Below are 19,157 nucleotides of genomic sequence, written 5' to 3'. Positions count from 1 at the left end.
GCGGGTACCTCTCCACTCGCGCCATTCCGCGCTGTGGCGCACTAGCCTGGTGTCATGACCCTCACCTCTGACGAGATCCGCGCCCTGCCCAAGGTCGTGCTGCATGACCACCTCGATGGCGGATTGCGCCCCGAGACCCTCATCGAGCTGGCGGCCGAGATCGGCTACGAGCTCCCCTACACCGACCCCGACATGCTGGCCAAGCACTTCGTGGCCAACGCGAACTCGGGCGACCTGGTGCGCTACCTCGAGGCGTTCGCGCACACCACTGCCGTGATGCAGACTGCCGCGCAGATCACCCGCGTGGCCCGCGAGGCGGTCGTGGATCACGCCCGCGACGGCGTCATCTACGTGGAGCTGCGCTACGCGCCCGAGCAGCATTGCGAGAAGGGCCTCTCGATGCAGGACGTCGTCGACGCCGTGCAGACAGGGCTCGAGGAGGGCGTCGCCGAGGCCGCCGAGGAAGGATTCGGCATCCGCGCCGCCGCGCTGCTGTGCGCGATGCGTCACCTCGACAAGTCGCTCGAGGTCGCAGAACTCGCCCTCGCCAACCGTGGCACGGGCTGCGTGGGCTTCGACATCGCCGGTCCCGAACTGGGCTTCCCGCCCGCCAAGCACGCGGCCGCGTTCGCGCTGCTGCGCGATGAGCTGTTCCCCGTGACGATCCACGCGGGCGAGGCGGACGGCGCGGGCTCGGTCTCGCAGGCGCTTGGCCTCGGTGCCGCGCGCCGCATCGGGCATGGCGTGCGCATCCACGAGGACATCGAGGGCTTCGGCACCGAGACCCCGGTGCTGGGCCACATCGCGCAGTACGCGCTGGACCAGCAGATTCCGCTCGAGATGTGCCCCACGTCCAACGTGCACACGGGCGCTGCGGAGTCGATCGCGAACCACCCGATGCACGAGCTGCGCGACCTCGGCTTCGCGATCACGATCAACACCGACGACAAGCTGGTCTCGGGTGTGGATATGGTGAGCGAGTTCGAGGAGCTCGTGGGCGCAGGCTGGACCACGGAGGACCTGTTCGAGGCGACGCTCGCTGCCGCCTGGGGCGCGTTCCTTCCCTACGACGAGCGGGCCGACCTGGCCGACCTTGTCGTCGAGGGCTACGGCATGGACGAATAGGCTGATCCCATGACACTTTCCCGTGCAGAGCTCGCCCAGTACGTCGACCACACGCTCCTGAAGCCTGAGTCGACTCCCGCCGATGTCGAGGCGCTGATCGCGGAGGCCGCCCAGCTCGGCGTCTTCTCGGTGTGCGTCTCGCCGTCGATGCTCCCCGTCAGCACGCCCGCAGGCGTCGCCGTCGCGACCGTGTGCGGCTTCCCCTCGGGCAAGCACCACTCGTTCGTGAAGGCGGCCGAGGCGGCGCTGAGCATCGAGCAGGGTGCCGATGAGGTGGACATGGTGATCGACATCGCCGCTGCGAACGAGGGACGCTTCGACGACGTGCAGTCGGACATCGCCGCAGTCCGTGGCGCCGTGCCCGAGGGCAAGATCCTCAAGGTCATCATCGAGTCCGCCGCGCTGAGCGACGAGGCGATCGTGGGGGCCTGCCGCGCCGCAGAGGCCGCGGGCGCCGACTTCGTGAAGACCTCGACCGGGTTCCACCCCGCTGGCGGTGCGTCCGTGCACGCGGTGAAGTTGATGGCCGACGCGGTCGGCGGTCGGCTGGGCGTCAAGGCCTCGGGCGGCATTCGCACGGCCGACGCGGCTCTCGCCATGATCGACGCGGGCGCCACTCGCTTGGGCCTGTCGGGTACGGCCGCCGTGCTCGATGGACTCGACGGCGCGGTCACCGAGACTGAGGGCGACGGCGGCTACTGAGCCATCACGCTCGATCTGCGCACGACCCCTCCCCGCGTCCGGGTGAGGGGTCGTGGCATGTCAGGCAGCTCCGGCATCGGGCATGCGACGATAGCCCGGTGACCGATCACCCTGCTGACGCCCACGACCTGCTGCGAGTGCGCGGCGCCCGCGAGAACAACCTCAAGGACGTCTCGCTCGACATTCCCAAGCGGCGCCTCACCGTCTTCACGGGTGTCTCGGGCTCCGGCAAATCTTCGCTGGTATTCGACACGATCGCCGCCGAGTCGCGGCGCATGATCAACGAGACCTACAGCTCGTTCATCCAGGGCTTCATGCCCAGCCAGCAGCGGCCAGACGTGGACCTGCTGGAGGGCCTCACGACAGCGATCATCGTGGACCAGGAGCCGATGGGCGCGAATGTGCGCTCCACCGTGGGCACCGCGACGGACGTGCACGCGATGCTGCGCATCCTGTTCTCGCGCCTGGGTCAGCCGCAGGTGGGGCCGCCGCAGGCGTTCAGTTTCAACGTCGCGAGCTCGTCGGGCTCGGGCTCAGCGACGGTGACGCGCAAGGACGGGACCACGGTGCGCGAGCACCGCGAGTACTCCGTCACGGGCGGCATGTGCGTGCGCTGCGAGGGCACTGGACGGGTGAGCGAGCTGGACCTCGCCCAGGTGTTCGACGACTCGAAGTCCCTTGCTGAGGGAGCGCTCACCATCCCCGGCTACACGGCCGACGGCTGGGCGGTCAGGATCTACACGGAATCGGGCTTCCTGGACCCGAATAAGGCCATCAAGGACTACTCCAAGCGCGAGCGGGACGACCTGCTCTACAAGGAGCCGACCAAGGTCAAGATGGCCGGCATCAACATGACCTACGAGGGCCTGATCCCCAAGATCACCAAGTCCATGCTGAGCAAGGACAAGGATGCGATGCAGTCACACATCAGGGCGTTCGTGGACCGCGCGGTGACGTTCCAGACCTGCCCCGACTGCGAGGGCACGCGCCTCAGCGAGCTCGCGCGCTCCTCTCGGATCGAGGGCAAGAACATCGCCGAGCTGGCCGCGATGCAGATCTCCGACCTCGCCGCGTGGATGCGCGACCTCGACGAGCCGTCGGTCGCGCCGCTGCTGGCGGGCCTGCGCGAGACCCTCGACTCGTTCGTCGAGATCGGTCTCGGCTACCTCTCGCTCGACCGCGCCGCCGGCTCGCTCTCGGGTGGCGAGGCGCAGCGCACCAAGATGATCCGCCACCTCGGCTCTGCTCTCACCGACATCACGTACGTGTTCGACGAGCCCACCGTGGGCCTGCACCCGCATGACATCGCGCGCATGAACCGCCTCCTGGAGCAGTTGCGGGACAAGGGCAATACGGTGCTCGTGGTGGAGCACAAGCCCGAGACGATCGCGATCGCCGACCACGTCGTGGACCTCGGCCCCGGCGCTGGCTCCGCGGGTGGCGAGATCACCTTCGAGGGCACCGTGGAGGAGCTCAAGGCCTCGGACACGCTCACGGGGCGCCACCTGGGTTACAAGGCGAGCCTCAAGCCAGAGGTGCGTACGGCGTCGGGCGTGATCGAGATCAGGGGAGCGAGCGCCAACAACCTGCGCGACGTGGACGTGGACCTGCCGCTCGGCGTGCTCACAGTGGTGACTGGCGTGGCGGGTTCGGGCAAGAGTTCGCTCATCCACGGGTCGATCCCGGCCGACGACGTGGTCACCATCGATCAGCGGCCTATCAAGGGCTCGCGGCGGTCCAATCCTGCGACCTACACGGGCGCGCTCGAGCCGATTCGCAAGGCCTTCGCGAAGGCCAATGGCGTCAAGCCCGCGCTGTTCAGCGCCAACTCCGAGGGCGCGTGCCCGGTGTGCAACGGGGCCGGCATGATCTACACCGAGCTGGGCGTCATGGAGACGGTCGCGAGCGTGTGCGAGGCGTGCGAGGGCCGACGCTTCAACGAGGACGTGCTGCGGTACACCCTGGGTGGGGCCTCCATTGCGGACGTCCTAGAGATGCCCGTGACCGACGCGCTCGCGCTCCTGTCCGAGGGCGACGCCAAGACGCCCGCCGCCGCGACGATCCTGCGCCACCTCGTGGACGTGGGGCTGGGCTACCTCAACCTGGGGCAGCCTCTCACGACCCTCTCGGGCGGCGAGCGCCAGCGCCTCAAGCTCGCGACGCACATGGGGGAGAAGGGAGGGGTCTATGTGCTCGACGAGCCCACGACGGGGTTGCACCTCGCGGACGTCGAGAACCTGCTGGGGCTCCTGGACCGGCTGGTGGACGGCGGCAAGACCGTGATCGTGATCGAGCACCACCAGGCGGTGATGGCGCACGCGGACTGGATCATCGACCTTGGCCCCGGCGCCGGCCACGACGGCGGCCTCGTCGTGTTCGAGGGGATTCCTGCCGACCTGGTGTCCCAGGGTGAGACGCTGACCGCACAGCACCTCAAGGAGTACGTGGGCTAGCCAGCCGCCTCGACCGAGGCGTCGCGCCCCGTCACGTGGTCGAGCACTGCCTTCGCGGTGGCGGGGACCTCGCGGATGTTGCCGATGATGGTCGAGTTCGTGAGGCGGATGCCGGGGAAGCGGCCCTGCGCGTCGAGCCCCATCTCGCCGCAGAGCCAGACTGCGCGTGCCATGTGGAACTCCTGCGTCGCGACGATCACGGACGATGCGCCGTAGACGTCGTGGGCGCGCGCGCAGGACGAGTAGGTGTCAAGGCCCAGGGGATCCTCGATGATCGCCTCGGCAGGCACGCCCATCGACTCGGCCACGGCGCGCATGATCGTGGGTTCGCCGAAACCTGACGAGTCGTCTCCGTCGCCGCTCATGATGAGCAGATCGACCTCGCCCGCTTCGTACAGCGCGACGCCGACCTCGATGCGTTCGCGCAGGAAGCGTGAGGGCGTGCCGTCCTCATAGACGCGCGCGCCGAGCACGAGCGCGGCATCGGCATGCTCGGCAGGCGCCCCCGATTGCTCGATCTCGCCGTAGGTGGTCAGGTGCGTGTACAGCCACGGCGCCGCGATGAGCGCCGGGATCAGCACGAGCGCCGCGATGTACCAGCGCATACGGGAATGCAGGCGGGTCACCCCGTCACGCTATCGCAGCACCGTCGGGGGTCTCGGGATAGTTGCCCGACGCTGTGTGCAACGTGTCGCGCCGCACCCTCCGAGAATCGACACCCAGTGCAATCTGTCGGGTGGGTGCGGTGGGTGCGGCGGGGTGGAGCTACAGTCCCAGCGCCGCGTGCACGTCCGAGTCGAGCGCGTCCATCGCCTCGGTGGCCCTGGCGCGCGCGGCCGCGACGTCTCCGTCGTCGCCGAGCGGCTCGATGACCTCGAGGTAGGCCTTGACCTTGGGCTCCGTGCCGGAGGGGCGGATGATCACGCGCGCGCCCGATGCGGTGGCCAGGTGCAGGCCCGTCGTCGGGGGCAGGCCCTGGAAGCCTTCGCCCATGTCGTCGGTCGCGACCACGTCGGAGCCGCCGAGGGAAGCCGGGGGAGCCGAGAGTAGCCGGTCCATCGTCTCGCCGATGAGGGACAGGTCCGCGAAGCGGGCCGAGACCTGGCGCGTGAGGTACACGCCGTACGAACGGGCGAGGTCGTCGATCGCGTCTGCGAGTGTCCTCCCCGAAGCCTTCAGCTCGGCCACGTAGTCGGCGAGCATCACGGCGGCGGAGATGCCGTCCTTGTCGCGCACGAGGTCGGGTGCGACGCAGTACCCGAGCGCTTCCTCGTAGCCGTAGACGAGGCCTTCCTCGCGGGAGATCCACTTGAAGCCGGTCAGCGTGTGTCGGTAGCCCAGTCCGTGCTCCTTGGCGATCGCTCCGAGCTGCTGCGACGAGACGACGGAGTTGGCGAGGACCGCGCCCTCCGGGTGGCCGCCGCGCGACGCGACACGCTCGCCCAGGAGCGATCCGACCACGTCGCCGTGAAGCATCGTCCAGCGTCCGTCGATGATGGTCGCGACGGCCGCACGGTCGGTGTCTGGATCATTGGCGATCACCACGTCGGCGCCCAACTCCTCGGCGAGTGAGAGCGACAGGTCGATCGCGCCCTTCTCCTCGGGGTTGGGGAACGACACGGTCGGGAAGTCGGGGTCGGGCTCGGCCTGCTGCGGCACGGTCGTGAGGTCTTCGAAGCCTGCACCGCGAAGTGCGCGCTCTACGGTCTCGGCGCCGACGCCGTGCAGCGGGGTGAGGACCACCTTCAGGGTCCGCCGGGCCTCGGCCAACGCGCCCGACGCTGCGGGCACCACGGCCGCCGCGGCCGCCACATAGGCGTCCACGACGTCCTCGCCCAGCACGGTCCAGCCCTCGGCGGCGCGGGGCACGGACTCGACGGACTCGACGGCGGCGATGCGCGCGGCGATCTGCGCGTCGTAGGGCGGCACGATCTGCGCGCCCTGGCCGGCGCCGGTGACGACGCGCCCGCCCAGGTAGACCTTGTAGCCGTTGTCGCGCGGCGGGTTGTGTGAGGCGGTCACCATGACGCCGGCGTCGGCGTCGAGGGCGCGCGTCGCGTAGGCGAGCACGGGGGTGGGAAGCCTGCGGGGCAGCAGCAGCGCCTCGTGGCCTGCCGCGGTCATCACCGCAGCGGTGTCACGCGCGAACTGCTCCGAGCCGTGGCGCGCGTCGTAGCCGATCGCCACGCGTGCGGGGCTCTCGCCGAGAGACTCGGTGAGGAACGCCGCGAGGCCCGCGGCCGCGCGGATCACCACGGCGCGGTTCATGCGGTGCGGGCCGGCGCCGATCTCGCCGCGCAGGCCGGCCGTGCCGAACTGCAGCAGCCCCTGGAAGCGGTCGGCGAGGTCGACCTGGGCGGAGTCGTCGCCGGACTCGGCGCGCTCGATGATCGCGGCGAGCTCCTCGCGGGTCACGGCGTCGGGGTCATCGGCGAGCCACGCTCGCGCGGTCTCGAGCAGTGCGGAGTCCATCTACATCACCTTCACGATCTCGGCGAGCAGCGCGGAGATGCGCGGCGCGGCGGCGGCGCCCGCGTCGAGCACCTCCTGGTGGTCCAGCGTCTCGCCGCCGAATCCTGCGGCGAGGTTCGTCACGAGCGACAGCCCCAGGATCTCCATGCCTGCCTCGCGGGCCGCGAGCGACTCGAGGGCGGTGGACATGCCCACGAGGTCGGCGCCCAGGATCGACGCCATGCGCACCTCGGCCGGGGTCTCGTACTGGGGGCCGGTGAACTGCATGTAGACGCCCTCGGGCAGCGAGTCGTCGATCGTGCGTGCGAGCTCGCGCAGGCGGGGCGTGTAGGTCTGCGTCATGTCGACGAACGTCGCGCCCTCGAGCGGGGTCGCCGAGGTGAAGTTGATGTGGTCCTTGAGCAGCACGACAGTGCCGGGGACGAAGTCCGGGTTCACGGAGCCGCAGCCGTTGGTGACCACGAGCTGCGTGCAGCCGGCAGCGGCGGCCATGCGGACCGCGTGCGCCACCGTCGACGCGTTGCGCGACTGGTAGAAGTGCTGGCGAGCGCCGAGCGAGAGCACGGTGCGTCCGTTCGGGGTGCGGAACGAGCGGTGCACGGCGTGGTGGCCGGCGACGGCGTGGCCGGTGAATCCGGGGATGTCAGCGGCGTTCACGGATGCGATCTCCTCGCCGAGCAGCTCGGCGGCGCCTCCCCAGCCGGAGCCCAGGATGAGGGCGATGTCGTGGTGCTCGATGCCGGTCTTCTCGGCAAGGACGCGGGCCGCCTCGGCGGCGAAGTCGTGGGCTTCAGTCATGCCTCCGAGCCTATCCGGGCCAAGCGGGGTCCGCCGCGCGCGGCAGCGGCGGGGACAAGGCGCGAACCCGGCCACGGCGTCGGGCATGTGGCGTCCGTGTGGAACGATGGCGGGCATGACCCATGTGGTGATCCTCGGCGGCGGACCCGGCGGCTACGAGGCGGCACTGGTGGCGCGCAAGGCCGGCGCCCAGGTGACGCTGATCGAGCGGCACGGGCTGGGTGGCAACGCGGTGCTGACGGACGTCGTGCCGTCCAAGACGGTCATCGCGACCGCGGAATGGCGCACCATCGCGGAGCGCGCACCGGAGCTCGGCATCGTCGGCGACGCGGGGCCGGCGAGCCTTCGCGTGGACCTCGGTGCCGTCAACGCGCGCGTGAAGTCTCTCGTGGAGCGCCAGAGCGGCGACATCGAAGCGCGGGTGACCGGCGAGGGCGTGCGCGTCGTCCGTGGTGAGGGCCGTCTCGTGGGGCCGCTCACCCTGGCGGTAGGGGATGAGGAGATCACGGCCGACGCTGTCCTCCTCGCGCTCGGCGCGCGCCCCCGCGTGCTTGATTCAGCCATGCCCGACGGCGAACGCATCCTCAGCTGGAACGACCTCTACACGCTTGAGGAGCTGCCCGAGCACCTCATCGTGGTGGGTTCGGGTGTGACGGGCGCGGAGTTCGCGGGCGCGTACCGGCTGCTGGGCTCCGAGGTCACGCTGATCGCGTCACACGACCGGGTGCTGCCGCGTGAGGACCCCGAGGCGTCGGCGATGCTCACCCAGGTGTTCAAGGACCGCGGCATGACGCTCGTCGGTGGTCGGGCGGCGGCAGCACGTCGCGAAGGTGACGGTGTGGTGGTCACGCTCGAGGACGGCCGCGAGGTGGCGGGCAGCCATGTGCTCATGGCAGTCGGCTCGATCCCGAACACCGAGGGTCTGGGGCTCGAAGAGGCGGGCATCGCGCTCGACGAGCGCGGCTACATCAAGGTCGACAGGGTGTCGCGCACCAGCGTGGCCGGCGTCTATGCGGCCGGCGACTGCACAGGAGTCCTGCCGCTCGCGTCGGTCGCGGCCTCGCAGGGGCGCATCGCGATGGCGCACGTGCTGGGCGACGCGGTGCACCCGCTGGAGCTTGCGACGGTGTCCTCGACGGTGTTCACCGCGCCGGAGATCGCGACGGTGGGCGCGTCGGAGGCGGAGCTGCGCGAGCGCGGCATCTTCTATCGCGTGGAGCGGTTGGATCTCGCGCGCAACCCGCGCGCCAAGATGCTCGGAATCGACCAGGGCTTCGTCAAGATCTTCGGCCACACGGTCACCGGGCTGGTGCTGGGCGCCGTCATCGTCGGCTCGCGGGCCTCCGAGCACATCTTCGCGCTCTCTCTCGCCGTGGCGAACCACCTCACCGTGGATCAGGTGGCCGACGCCTTCACGGTGTATCCCTCGCTGTCCGGCACCACGGGCGAGGTCGCACGGCGACTGCACGGCATCCGCGAGAGCGATCCTCAGGGCGTCTAGCGGGTCGCGAGTTCAGGCGCGAGGCCGGAGCCGCAGCGGAGGCAGGGTCGGCGCGGGCAGAGGCGCAAGCTCGCCCGGCGGGAAACTCCCGAACAGTGGGGGCTTGCCCTCGTCCGCGGGGTCCGCCGGCTCGAAGCCGAGCTCGGCCTGATACCGCCGCCGGAACTCGACGATCTCGTCGTGGTCGCGTCCCACGAAGTTCCACCACATGACGATGCGCTCGCCCAGCGGGACGCCGCCCAGGAGGATGACGCGCGCGCCGCGCGGTCCGGCGGTGACGTGGATCGTGTCCGACCCTGTGGGCACGTAGGCCAGCGAGCGGTGTTCGACCGCGGTGCCGTTGACGTCGATGTGGGCGTTCTCGGCCAGCAGCGCATGCTCGAAGTCGGCGCGCACGGGGAGGACCGCGGTGGCGCCCGGCTCCACGAGCAGTTCAGCTCCGAGTAGGTCTGGCGTCCTCGTCTCGACGGGCGAGGACGATCCGAGCAGCTCGCCGATGAAGACTCGGGCGGTCACGCCTGGAGCAGTGACCGGCTCGGGAACGTGGTGGAGGAACTGGTTCTCGCTGAACCGGGTGCTCTCAGGTAGCGCGAACCACAGTTGGACACCGTGCAGCACGCTTGTGCTCGCCGTGCTGATCTCGGAGTGAGTGATGCCGCGGCCCGCGATCATGAGGTTGAGCTCGCCTGGCCGCACGCGTGCGGCGTTGCCGCCCGAGTCGAGGTGGTCGATCCCGCCGGTGAACAGCCAGCTCACCGTCGCGAGGCCCGTATGCGGGTGGCGCGGCACCACCATGCCGCCGGACCCGGCGACGTCGTCAGGGCCGTAGTGGTCGAGGAAGCACCAGGCGCCGACGAGGGAGCGCTGCTTCTGGGGAAGCGTCCGGTAGACGGTCATGGCGCGTGGGCCGCCGAGAGGCACCTCGCGAGGTTCCAGCACTTCGACCCCGGCGCACGGTTGACCTTGTTCGAGCACGGACTCTTGCGGTCGGGTTTCGAGGTCGCTCACCGGGGCATGCCTCCCTCACGATCGTGCGAGCGGGACACCTGATCCGCCCGACGCTTCCGGCGAGGGGCCATTGTCACCGCACCACGAGCGTACGCGAGCGACGCCGACGGATGGTCGACTGTGGGGCCGAGGCGCGGCGACCGCGCCCGATGGCGCGTCTCAGGTGAACAAGCCCTGTCCGATGTAGGCACCGTCGGAACCGTCGAGCGTCGCACCCGCAGGAACCCCTGGTGGCACCGCGAAGAGCGCCGAACCCACTGCACGCACGTACTCGACTGTCATCGCGTCGGACGACGAGATCGCCGTCTGCATCGGGACGAACTGCGTCTCGGGGTCGCGCACGAAGGCCAGGAAGAAGAGGCCCGCGTCCAGCCGGCCCAGGTCGTCGGCGCCGTCCGTGTAGTTGTAGCCGCGCCTCAGCATCATCGCGCCGCCGTTCGCGCTCGGGTGCGCGAGCGCCACGTGCGAATCGGTGGGGATGAGCGGGCTGCCGTCCGCTCCCGGTCGCGTGAAGTCGGGGTCGGTGAACTCGTTTCCGCCAGACAGCGGCGCGCCGGATCCCTTGGTGCGTCCGACGAGCGCCTCCTGCTCGGACAGCGACGCGCGGTCCCAGATCTCGGCGAGGATGCGCAGCTTGCGGGCCACGAGGTACGTGCCGCCCGCCATCCAGTCGGCGCCGTCTGAGGCGTCGGCCCACAGCCACTCGCGGACGTTCTCCGTGTCCTCGGCCTTGAGGTTGCGGGTGCCGTCCTTGAAGCCCATGAGGTTCCGCGGCGTGGTCTGCTCGCGCGTCGTCGACGAGGTGCGGCCGAAGCCGAGCTGCGCCCACCGCACCGACGCGACGCCGAAGGCGAGACGCGAGAGGTTCCGGATCGCGTGCATCGCCACCTGCGGGTCGTCGGCGCACGCCTGGATGCACAGGTCACCTCCGGTGAGGCGGTCCTGGAGAGTGTCGCCGGGGAAGTGCGGCAGATCGATCAGCGCGGCTGGCCGGCGGCCGGCGAGGCCGAACCTGTCCACGCCGTCCTTGACGAACAAGCCGGGCCCGAACCCGAACGTGATGGTGAGGCCCGACGCGGGGAGCCCGGTGGCATCGCCCGTGTCCTCGGGCGGGGCGAGGGGGGAGCCGCCGGCAATGCCCGTGCCGAGCTCAGAGCCGGACATCAGCGTCGCGGCCGCCTCCGACCACGCGCGTAGCAGCCCGATCAGCGCGTCACGGTCGGACGTGGTGACGTCGAAGGCCGCGAAATGCATGCGGTCCTGCGCGGGCGTGACGATGCCGCTCTGGTGCTCGCCGAAGAAGTCGTACTGGCGCAACTGCATGGGCGACGCCGTCGCGCGCCCGGCAGCGAACCCGCCGCCTGCGAGCGCCGCCGCTCCGGCGACGACGCCCGCCCCGCCGAGCACGGCGCGCCGTGACGGCCCGCGACGAGTCTCCCCAGCGTCGGGCTGCTGGGACGTCGGGGCTGTCGCGCCGTGCTCGGGCGAGGAGGTGTCGTTCATGAGGGTCGCTCTCAGGCGGCGACTGCGGCGGCGGTGAGCTGCGAGAGTGACTCGCTGAGCGCCTCGACGAGGCGGGAGAGTTCGAGCACCTGGTCCTCGGTCAGCTCCGAGTAGGTGAGGAAGCCGGCCTCGAGCGAGCCGTACTGCGCGAGCTCGGCATCGAGCGCGGCGAAACGCTCCTCGATCTCGGTGCTCAGGTCTGTGTCGGTGAGGTCGGCGGCGGGCTTGAGGACGATGAAGGCCTCGTGGGCGCCGTCGAGGTTGGCGCGGAAGTCCCACAGGTCGGTGCCGGACCAGATCTCCTCCTCGCCGGTGATCTTGCCGGTCGCGACCTCGTCGAGCAGCTCCTTGGCTCCGTTGCCGATCTGGAAGGCCTCGAAGGTGAAGTCGTCCGCGTTCACGCGGGTAGAGAGCTCGGCGGTGTCGGCGACCAGGCGCTCGGCAAGGGCGGTGCGCTCGTCGACGGTGAGGGGCGTGTAGTCGGCGGGCTGCCACAGGTCCTTCTCCATGGCGTGCCAGCCGGTCCACTCCTCGCCCTCGGCGAGGTCGGCCTCGCGCAAGTCCATCGAGGGGTCGAGGTCGCCAAAGGACTCGGCGACGGGCTCGATCGCCTCCCAGTGGGAGCGTGCGGAGGCGTAGATGTCGCGCGCCGCGTCGTCGTCGCCGGCCACGAAGGCGGCGACGAACTCGTCGGTGGCGGTGACGAGTGCCGCGACCTCCTGCTGCACGTACGCCTTGTACGTGGCGGCTGCCTGGTCGAGCAGCGCCTGGCGCTCCTCGTCGACCTCCACCTCGCCGGTGGCTTCGGTGACGGTGAAGGCAGCGGGGACCGCGTCGGCGGTATCCGACTCGCGGCACGACGTGAAGTAGTCACCCGCAGCGACCTGCACGGTGAGATCGCGTGTGAGCCCGGGGCCGATGTTCTCGACCTCGGAGACGATCGACGAACCATCCGAGGCGAGCAGGTAGAACTCAGTCGCGGACGAACCCTCGTTGGACACCGAGAACACCAGGGTGCCCGCAGGCGCCTCGACGGCGGAGAGCGTGCAGCCCTCGTCGGTCGCGGTGACAGCGACGGCGTCCGCGCCGGCCGGTGTGTTGGGCACGCAGCCAGCGAGGGCGATGACGGCGCCGGTGAGGACGAGCGAGGGCAGAGCGAAGCGGGCGTTCATGCGGAGAGGAGTCCTTCGGTGATCAGGCCGCGGTCGCGGCGGTCTCGGTGACGCGCGGGGCGCCGGCGGGCTTCGGAGCGCCGCGGAAGGCGGTGCGCACGAACAGCCACATGACGGGAACGACGTAGAGGACCCACGCCACGGCCTCGAGCACGGTGGTCGCGGGGGAGAAGTTGAAGACGCCCTTGAGCACGGTGCCCAGCACCGAGTCGGAGGTGATCGTGCCGCTGACGTCGAAGGCGAGGGTGTTCAGGCCAGGCAGCACGCCGGCCTCCTGGAGGTCGTGCACGCCGTACGCGAGGACGCCGCCGGCCACGATGATGAGGAACACCCCGGTCCACTGGAAGAAGACGCGCAGGTTGATGCGCGCGGCGCCGCGGTACACGACCCAGCCGAGCACGATCGCTACGGCGAGGCCGAGCGTGGCGCCCAGAATCGGCGCGGTAGACGAGCCCGCGGACTGGATGCCAGCCCAGAGGAACAGCGAGGTCTCGAGTCCTTCGCGGCCCACGGCGAGCAGCGCCATCGCGATGACGGCTCCCTTACCGACGGCGATGGCCTTGTCCATGCTTCCTTCGAGGTGCCCGCGCAGGTGGCGCGCGGTCTTGCCCATCCAGAAGATCATCCAGGTGATGAGCCCCACGGCGACGATGCTGAGCGAGCCGCCGATGATCTCCTGCGCCTCGAAGCTGAGCCCTTGCGGGCCGAGCGTGAGCAGCGCTCCGAAACCGAGCGAGACTGCGATCGCAATGCCGACGCCGAGCCACACCTGCACCAGCAGATCGCGGCGCTCGATCCGCACCAGATACGCGACGAGGATGCCGACGATCAGCGAGGCCTCGAGGCCCTCACGCAGTCCGATGAGGAAGTTGGCGAACACAGGCGGCTCCTTGCGCGGCGGAAAATGGTAAGGCGTGCCTTACCCACTGCGGCGAGCGTAGGGGTGTCCGAGGTTGCGTGTCAAACTTCCGCAACATGACTGTTGCGTAATAGATAGGCCCGACGGTGGGGCCGGGTGGCCTCGCCGCTAGCTAGTTGTCGAGTTCGGTGTATTCGAGTTCGCCCGCCTCTGTGATCGTCAGCACCCAGTTCGGGCAGGCCCGCTCCTCGAGTCTGTCGAGTACTTCGCCTGAAGTGGTCTCCACTCGGATTTCGCTGCCCACGCAGTTCGGTACGAGAATGACGGTGGCATCACCCGCCTCTAGCGGCGTGTCCTCCTCTCGCGAACCGTTCCCGACCCAGACAACAACGTCTTCGCTGTATTCGTTCGAAATCGTCATCTCTGGTTTGGCGGAGTCGTAGTTGACCAGGCAGCCCGTGAGTGCGACAGTCAATGTGCCGATGAATGCGGCCGCGGGAAGTGCCTTCTTGACCTTCGTTCCCTTCGCTCGCGACCACGGCTTTCCGCTGTTCGACCGTGCTGATCGTGCGGTCATGATCTGGTCCTTTCGTCTATGTGGGGCTCCAGGTCGATCGTTGCTTTGGTAGCGAGCGCGCACATGCGGAAATGGTGCGGCGATGCACGACGTGCCGACGCGGCATGCCGGGCGGTGGTCGGCGCACCAGATGACCGGGAGGCGCCGTTGCCCGCCGAACTGACTGGGACTGTGTTCATGGTGGCCATGTCAGTTGGTCGACGTGACTGATTGTGTTCACGGTCTCGCGCGCATGGCACCTAACTCTTGTCCTCGTACGTGAGCGTTCCGTCTTCGTGGACCGTCAGTAGCCAGTTCGGGCAGGCAGGTTCGGTTGTCCGCCCCAGGACCTCGCCGGTCTCGGTTTCCACGCGGATGCTCTGACCGGTGCACACGTCTACCGAGGAGGAGCCCACCAAGTGCGGCTCGACGACCACAGCTTTGGCGTCTGGGCCTCCGTCGTTGTACTCGACCGTGAAGATCACTGTCTGATTGGAATCGTTGAAGAATTCGACAGTGGGGTGCGGGGGGTCGATGGCGAAGACGCAGCCGGTGAGAGTGAGTGCGGTGATCGCTGCGGTTGTCAGTGTGTGGATGAGCCGGCGCTGTGATGGGCGGGTCGTGGTGGTTCGCATGGTGTTGCGCAGTGCGTCGCCGGTGTCTGGCCGCGCCGGTCGGTCTCGTAGTGCACTGTGCTGACGTCCGGTCCCAGGCATGGCCGATATCTCTGGCTCGGGCTGATGCATCCCGCCTCCTTCAGTTGGACGGTGTGGGCTGGTAGGTGGGTGTTCCGATGGCGAACAGTCCGATGGTGTCGCCGCTGGTGGCTTGTGCTGAGACGACGTGTTCGATGTCGTGGAGGGCGAGTTCGGCAGTCTCACCGTTTGGCGCGAGGCCGATGTAGAGCGTGAATGCCACGGATTGTCCGACGGCGAGTGAGCCGAGGTTGAGTCGTGCCATCGTGCCTTGGTCGTCAGGGCCGCAAGTGGTGTCGAGTTCGACGGGTTCACCGATGTCGTCGACCTCTGCCAGCGGATCGCCGGAGTGGAATCCGTTGTTGCTGAGGTGTGCGATGTATGCGGGCACGGCTCCGGTGGTGGAGTGCCAGGTAGTCGACGTGCTTGATCGCATTCGTGGCCTCGCATGAACGGGGCCTAGCTCTTGTCCTCGTAGGTAAGCGTTCCGTCTTCGCTGACAGTCAACTGCCAACCTGCGCACGCCGGCCCATCTGTCGTGCCGACGACCTTGCCGTCCTCGCTCTCGACCCGGATCCTGTCACCAATGCAGTCATCTATCGATGTGAACTGCTCGGAATATGGGCTCACGACGAGTAGCACTGCTTCGCGAGTTTCGCCGTCGTACTCGATCGTGAACGTCAGCGACTCGGCGGTATCGTTCACGAACGTGGCGGTCGGGTGTGCCGGATCGATGGCGAAGACGCACCCGCTGAGCAGCATGGTGAGGACTGCGGTCGTGGTGAGCGTCTGAGTTGGGCCGCGAAAGCGCTTCCTGCGTGGGGTTTGGGGGCTGTCTGTGATGTCAGGAACCGCTGAGTCTTTCGTGGTCGTCTCGCCAGATGACCGGGAGTTGCCGTGACCCGCCGAACTGACTTGGACTGTGTTCATGGTGACTCTCTCATTTTTACGGTGTGGGTTGGTAGGTGGGTGTTCCGATGGCGAACAGTCCGATGGTGTCTCCGCTGGTGGCTTGTGCTGAGATGGCGTGTTCGATGTCGTGGAGGGCGAGTTCGGCAGTCTCACTGTTTGGCGCGAGGCCGATGTAGAGCGTGAATGCCACGGATTGTCCGACGGCGAGTTCGCCGAGATTGAGCAGTGCCATCGTGCCTTGGTCGTCAGGGCCGTTGGTGGTGTCGAGTTCGACGGGTTCACCGATGTCGTCGACTTGTGCCAGTGGATCGCCGGAGTGGAATCCGTTGTTGCTGAGGTGTGCGATGTATGCGGGCACGGCCCCGGTAGTGGAGTGCCAGGTGATCGACTCGTTGAAGACGTTGGGTGGCATGTCGAAGTCGAGCGCATAATCGAAGAGCACGTCGCCGCCCGTAGGATTCATCGTTTCGCGCTCTATAGTGACGTCGCCTTGTGCGGTGCAGTCGCAGGCGAGAACGACACGATCTGCGGACTCTCACCCGCCGCGGCCGCCGCGACAGGCGTCGCGAACATCGCAACCAGCGCCAGCAGTACCGACGCAGAAACCCCCTGTAAAGCACCCACCACGCGCCCCCCGGCGAACTGGCTCTTCGGCACAAAGCCGACGAATGTGCTCGCAACGTATTCCCGGCAACCTCACCACGTCAATGGAAGACGGTTCAGGAAGTGACAAACACCACCCCGTCACCCCGCGGCGACCGAGCACCCACGTCGGGAGGCTACGAAGCGTCGGCGATGTCGCAGATGACTGTGCCCGCCGAGACGCCCGCACCGACGGCGGCGGCGAGTCCCGTGATGACGCCTGCCTTGTGCGCGATGAGCGGCTGCTCCATCTTCATCGCCTCGAGGACCACCACGAGGTCTCCCTCGGCGACGGTCGCGCCGTCCTCGACGGCGACCTTGACGATCGTGCCCTGCATGGGGGAGGTGAGCGTGGTGCCGTTCGTGGTGCGGACGGGACCGCCGTTGCCACGCCGGCTCGAGCGTCGGGCTGGCCCGCCCGACGCCGCGGCAGCCCGGCCTGCCCGTGCAAGGGAGGCGGGGAGGACGACCTCGAGGCGCTTGCCACCCACCTCGACGACCACGCGCTCGGTGGCGGCGTCGTCCTCGTCGCTCGCGGCGGTAGAGCCGCCGCCGAGCGAGGCGACGGTCTCGGCGAACTCGGACTCGATCCACGTCGTGTACACGCCGAACGTGCCGTCCTCAGCCGTGTAGGCGGGGGAGCCGAGCACTGCGCGGTGGAAGGGCAGCACCGTGGGGATGCCCTCGACGTTCATCTCGGCGAGCGCGCGGCGGGCACGCTGCAGCGCCTGCTCGCGCGTGGCGCCGGTGACGATGACCTTGGCGATCATCGAGTCGAAGTTGCCGGAGACGGTGTCGCCCTGACGCACTCCCGCGTCCACGCGGACGCCGGGGCCCGAGGGGAAGTGCAGCCGGTGGATCCGACCGGGGGCGGGCATGAAGTTTGCCGCCGGGTCCTCGCCATTGATGCGGAACTCGATCGAGTGGCCGCGAACCTCGGGCTCGAGCACGGAGATCGGCTCGCCCGCGGCGATGCGGAACTGCTCGCGCACCAGGTCCACGCCCGTGACCTCCTCGGTCACCGGGTGCTCCACCTGGAGGCGCGTGTTGACCTCGAGGAAGCTGATGGTGCCGTCAGAGCCCACGAGGAACTCGCACGTGCCGGCGCCAAGGTACTTGGCCTCGCGCAGGATCGCCTGGCTCGATTCGACGAGGCGCGCGCGCTGATCGTCGGTCAAGAACGGCGCGGGGGCCTCCTCGACGAGCTTCTGATGCCGGCGCTGGAGCGAGCAGTCGCGCGTCGAGACGACGACGACGTTGCCGTGTGCGTCCGCGAGGCACTGCGTCTCGACGTGCCTGGGCTTGTCGAGGAAGCGTTCCACGAAGCACTCGCCGCGGCCGAAGGCTGCGACGGCCTCGCGCGTGGCGGAGTCGAACAGTTCGGGGATCTCCTCGCGGGTGCGGGCGACCTTGAGTCCGCGTCCTCCACCGCCGAAGGCCGCCTTGATGGCGACCGGAAGTCCATTCGCGTCGGCGAAGGCGACCACCTCGTCGGCCGTCTCCACGGGGTCAGGGGTGCCGGGCACGAGCGGTGCGCCTGCGCGCTGCGCGATGTGGCGGGCCGAGACCTTGTCGCCCAGCGCGTCGATCGCGTCGGGGGAGGGTCCGATCCAGATCAGTCCTGCGTCGATGACTGCGCGGGCGAAGTCCGAGTTCTCTGCGAGGAAGCCGTAGCCGGGGTGCACCGCCTCGGCGCCGGAGCGCTGGGCGACCTCGATGATCTTGGCGATGTCCAGATAGGTCTGGCGTGCGGTCGCGCCGCCGAGTGCGTACGCGTCGTCCGCCATGGACACGTGCGGGGCGTCGCGGTCGGGGTCGGCGTAGACGGCGATGGACCTCAGTCCGGCGTCCGCGCACGCGCGGACGATGCGGACCGCGATCTCGCCGCGGTTGGCGATCAGGACGCTGGAGAAGGCAGACACGCAGTCACGTTAGCGTGCGGCGGCTCGGCAGTCCTAGCCGGTGCCGGGTACCCCGGGCAAGTTTGGATGCGGGACCAAGGTCTCTCACCACGCGTTGTGGGATTCCGACAACGATTTTGGCTGGCCTTTACCGTACGGGGCCGTAGGTTGTCGGCGATCTACAAACTCGCGCCCTGATCGCGCTCCCACAGCTCGTGGAAGCGCACGCCGCATGGGGTCAGCAGGTGACGCAGCAGCGGCAGGGACACACCCACGACGGCGTGGAAGTCTCCGTCGATCGACTCGACGTACGGCCCACCCAGCGAGTCCACGGTGAAGGCACCCGCGACGTTCAGCGGCTCGCCTGTGGCCACGTACGCATCGATCTCGTCGTCTCCCAGGTCTGCGAAGCGCACCAGAGTCGAGGCGGTCTCGCCGATCGTCGCGCCGGAGCCACTCTCACGGTCGTCGACGAGCCAGTGGCCGGTGTGCAGCACGCCGGTGCGGCCGCGCATGGCCCGCCAGCGCTCGCGTGCGGTCGCCGCGTCCCCCGGCTTGCCCAGGATCTGCCCGTCGATCTCGAGCATCGAGTCGCAGCCCAGCACCAGCGCGCCCGTGTCGTGAGACGACGCGACCTCCTCCGCCTTGGCGCGAGCCAAGGCCAGCACCGAGGCGTCGAATGCGAGGTCCCCGAGCCCGGCGTCGGCGTGGTCGGCGCGCACCCGTGCGAGCACTGCGTCCTCATCCACGTGCGAGACGATCACGCGGGGCTCAACTCCGGCGGAGCGGAGCGTCGCCAGGCGGGCAGGGGACTGGGAAGCGAGGACGAGCGGCACGGCCATGGCCGCGAGCCTAGCC

18 protein-coding genes are annotated in these 19,157 nt (G+C 69.0%); 4 read left to right on the top strand and 14 right to left on the bottom strand.

The window, feature by feature from the left end:
* Window positions 1-54 precede the first annotated feature (54 nt).
* The 3 genes from B7K21_RS08500 to B7K21_RS08490 all read left to right on the top strand — a co-directional run bounded on the left by B7K21_RS08500 (window position 55) and on the right by B7K21_RS08490 (window position 4,280).
* Window positions 55-1,125, top strand: coding sequence for an adenosine deaminase (locus B7K21_RS08500; RefSeq protein ID WP_084075019.1), 1,071 nt, complete (start codon window positions 55-57; stop codon window positions 1,123-1,125).
* Between the two features lie 9 nt (window positions 1,126-1,134).
* Entirely contained in the window at window positions 1,135-1,827 is a 693-nt protein-coding gene (gene deoC / locus B7K21_RS08495) for a deoxyribose-phosphate aldolase (protein ID WP_084075018.1), read from the top strand.
* Between the two features lie 98 nt (window positions 1,828-1,925).
* Complete coding sequence (locus B7K21_RS08490) at window positions 1,926-4,280, top strand: excinuclease ABC subunit UvrA (RefSeq protein WP_084075017.1); 2,355 nt, start codon at window positions 1,926-1,928, stop codon at window positions 4,278-4,280.
* Here the strand turns inward: B7K21_RS08490 and B7K21_RS08485 are convergent.
* The 3 genes from B7K21_RS08485 to B7K21_RS08475 form a co-directional block, all read right to left on the bottom strand.
* Window positions 4,277-4,906 carry a vancomycin high temperature exclusion protein gene (locus B7K21_RS08485; RefSeq protein WP_144016148.1) on the bottom strand — a complete coding sequence of 210 codons (630 nt, stop codon included), beginning with the start codon at window positions 4,904-4,906 and terminating at the stop codon, window positions 4,277-4,279. The genes B7K21_RS08490 and B7K21_RS08485 overlap by 4 nt on opposite strands.
* Before the next feature lie 139 nt (window positions 4,907-5,045).
* Window positions 5,046-6,752, bottom strand: a complete 1,707-nt coding sequence (locus B7K21_RS08480; RefSeq protein WP_084075015.1) for a phospho-sugar mutase — start codon at window positions 6,750-6,752, stop codon at window positions 5,046-5,048.
* On the bottom strand, window positions 6,753-7,550 hold the full coding sequence (locus B7K21_RS08475) for a purine-nucleoside phosphorylase (protein WP_084075014.1): 798 nt from the start codon (window positions 7,548-7,550) through the stop codon (window positions 6,753-6,755).
* A 115-nt stretch (window positions 7,551-7,665) separates the two neighbouring features.
* Here B7K21_RS08475 and B7K21_RS08470 point away from each other — a divergent pair, with 115 nt between their 5' ends.
* Window positions 7,666-9,051: an NAD(P)H-quinone dehydrogenase gene (locus B7K21_RS08470; RefSeq protein ID WP_234989256.1), complete on the top strand. Its 1,386-nt coding sequence runs from the start codon at window positions 7,666-7,668 to the stop codon at window positions 9,049-9,051.
* A 12-nt stretch (window positions 9,052-9,063) separates the two neighbouring features.
* Here B7K21_RS08470 and B7K21_RS08465 read toward each other — a convergent pair whose 3' ends face one another.
* The 11 genes from B7K21_RS08465 to B7K21_RS08415 all read right to left on the bottom strand — a co-directional run bounded on the left by B7K21_RS08465 (window position 9,064) and on the right by B7K21_RS08415 (window position 19,141).
* The gene (locus B7K21_RS08465) at window positions 9,064-10,059 is read right to left on the bottom strand and encodes a pirin family protein (protein ID WP_084075012.1); all 996 of its coding nucleotides are present in this window, start codon (window positions 10,057-10,059) and stop codon (window positions 9,064-9,066) included.
* 159 nt (window positions 10,060-10,218) lie between these two features.
* Entirely contained in the window at window positions 10,219-11,562 is a 1,344-nt protein-coding gene (gene efeB / locus B7K21_RS08460) for an iron uptake transporter deferrochelatase/peroxidase subunit (protein ID WP_084075011.1), read from the bottom strand.
* Window positions 11,563-11,573: 11 nt separating this feature from the next.
* On the bottom strand, window positions 11,574-12,734 hold the full coding sequence (efeO, locus tag B7K21_RS08455; RefSeq protein ID WP_084075010.1) for an iron uptake system protein EfeO: 1,161 nt from the start codon (window positions 12,732-12,734) through the stop codon (window positions 11,574-11,576).
* A 22-nt stretch (window positions 12,735-12,756) separates the two neighbouring features.
* Window positions 12,757-13,614 (bottom strand): iron uptake transporter permease EfeU, encoded by an 858-nt coding sequence (efeU, locus tag B7K21_RS08450; protein WP_084075009.1) that lies wholly within the window; start codon window positions 13,612-13,614, stop codon window positions 12,757-12,759.
* Between the two features lie 151 nt (window positions 13,615-13,765).
* Window positions 13,766-14,170 (bottom strand): hypothetical protein, encoded by a 405-nt coding sequence (locus B7K21_RS08445; protein ID WP_084075008.1) that lies wholly within the window; start codon window positions 14,168-14,170, stop codon window positions 13,766-13,768.
* Between the two features lie 239 nt (window positions 14,171-14,409).
* Entirely contained in the window at window positions 14,410-14,895 is a 486-nt protein-coding gene (locus B7K21_RS08440) for a hypothetical protein (protein ID WP_144016147.1), read from the bottom strand.
* Between the two features lie 10 nt (window positions 14,896-14,905).
* Entirely contained in the window at window positions 14,906-15,235 is a 330-nt protein-coding gene (locus tag B7K21_RS08435; RefSeq protein WP_144016146.1) for a hypothetical protein, read from the bottom strand.
* A 68-nt stretch (window positions 15,236-15,303) separates the two neighbouring features.
* Window positions 15,304-15,774, bottom strand: a complete 471-nt coding sequence (locus B7K21_RS12460) for a hypothetical protein (RefSeq protein ID WP_144016145.1) — start codon at window positions 15,772-15,774, stop codon at window positions 15,304-15,306.
* 16 nt (window positions 15,775-15,790) lie between these two features.
* Complete coding sequence (locus tag B7K21_RS08425; RefSeq protein WP_144016144.1) at window positions 15,791-16,198, bottom strand: hypothetical protein; 408 nt, start codon at window positions 16,196-16,198, stop codon at window positions 15,791-15,793.
* Between the two features lie 337 nt (window positions 16,199-16,535).
* Window positions 16,536-18,320 (bottom strand): biotin carboxylase N-terminal domain-containing protein, encoded by a 1,785-nt coding sequence (locus B7K21_RS08420; protein WP_084075003.1) that lies wholly within the window; start codon window positions 18,318-18,320, stop codon window positions 16,536-16,538.
* Between the two features lie 158 nt (window positions 18,321-18,478).
* On the bottom strand, window positions 18,479-19,141 hold the full coding sequence (locus B7K21_RS08415) for a nucleoside triphosphate pyrophosphatase (RefSeq protein WP_084075002.1): 663 nt from the start codon (window positions 19,139-19,141) through the stop codon (window positions 18,479-18,481).
* Between the last annotated feature and the right edge of the window lie 16 nt (window positions 19,142-19,157).

This window comes from Demequina sp. NBRC 110052 (assembly GCF_002090075.1).
In the GTDB taxonomy this organism is placed as follows: Bacteria; Actinomycetota; Actinomycetes; order Actinomycetales; family Demequinaceae; genus Demequina.
Note: the sequence above shows the minus strand (reverse complement) of the source record. Positions and strands in the feature narration are given on the sequence as shown.